Origin of the sequence: Promicromonospora kroppenstedtii DSM 19349 (genome assembly GCF_000515355.1) — a bacterium.
Lineage (GTDB): Bacteria > Actinomycetota > Actinomycetes > Actinomycetales > Cellulomonadaceae > Promicromonospora > Promicromonospora kroppenstedtii.
The window spans coordinates 2,495-3,679 of sequence record NZ_KI911739.1 but is presented as its reverse complement, the minus strand read 5'-3'; the positions used below and the strand labels follow the sequence as shown (position 1 = coordinate 3,679).

The following is a 1,185-nucleotide window of genomic DNA, read 5'->3' as shown; positions in this document are numbered from 1 at the left end:
GGCAGGGCGGACACCCCGGCCAGCTCCGGGCCCTCGTCGTCCTCGGGCAGGCCCAGCCAGCGGGCCTCGTCGTCGAGGGCGGTCACGAAGCCGCCGCGCGGCTCGAGGGACCAGCGGGCCAGCCGCGGGCGCTCGCCCGCGACGAACTCGACCTGCACGATCCAGGGGTGCGTGCCCTCCCGCGTGGCGGTCCACGCGGCGTCGTCGGGACGTACACCGCGCGAGCGCAGGCGCTCGTCGGAGACCTCGCCCAGCGTGGTGGCCGTGTCGTCGTCGGTCAGCACGGCCTTGGCACGTACCCGGGAGATCGCGTGCTCGCGCTCGGAGATGACCGGGTACTCGAACCGCCGCACGTGCTCCACGGGCAGACCCGAGGCCTCGGCGAGCGCCTCGCACGTCTCGCCCGCGCGCAGGCGCGCCTGGATCTCCCGGGGCCGCAGCGTGGACTCCTCCTGGGCCCGGATCGACTCCATGCGCGGACGGTCACCCCGGATCGCGGCGCGCAGGGCGTCGGTGATGGGCAGGGTGCTCTGGGTGCCGTCGCGTGCGGCGAGGACGAGGCGTTCACCGTCCTCGTGCAGCCTCACCAGCTCCAGCTCGTCCATGCCAGTCCTCCCGGGTAGTCCTGTGCACCGAGCCTGCCACCGAGCGGGGGCGCCGCGGCGCAGGCGCGTCGGTGTGCCGCCGGATCGTAGCCCGCGTGCGGGTGCGGCAGGATGGGCGCGTGATCTCACCCGCACCGCACGAGCTGCCCGACGGCGTCACCGTCACCGAACTCCGCGATCTCGCCGTCCGCCTCGCGACGGCCGCCGGGGCCCTCGTGCGGGAGGGCAGACCGGAACGGGTCGAGGTCGCCGCCACCAAGTCGAGCGAGGTGGACCCCGTCACGGTCATGGACCGCGCCTCGGAGGACCTGCTGCGCGAGATGATCGCCGCCGAGCGGCCCGACGACGCCGTCCTGGGCGAGGAGGGCGACGACCTGCCGGGCACGAGCGGCCTGACCTGGGTGCTCGACCCGATCGACGGCACGGTGAACTACCTGTACGGCGTGGCCTCCTGGGCCGTGTCGGTGGCCGTGGTGGCGGGCCCGCCCGAGCCCGCCTCCTGGACCGTCCTGGCCGGCTGCGTGCACAGCGTCGCCGACGGGCGCACCTGGTCCGCCGGGCTCGGCGAGGGCGCCACCCG

The 1,185-nt window shown here is 75.5% G+C and carries 2 protein-coding genes; one reads left to right on the top strand and one right to left on the bottom strand.

The window, feature by feature from the left end; genetic code table 11:
- Nucleotides 1–605: septation protein SepH (gene sepH, locus PROKR_RS22355; protein ID WP_157602485.1), on the bottom strand; the 605-nt coding region annotated here is incomplete at its 3' end.
- Nucleotides 606–724: 119 nt separating this feature from the next.
- On the opposite strand from sepH, the gene PROKR_RS22350 reads away from it, so the two are divergent.
- Nucleotides 725–1,185 (top strand): inositol monophosphatase family protein (locus tag PROKR_RS22350; RefSeq protein ID WP_281171748.1); only part of this gene is annotated, 461 nt, incomplete at its 3' end.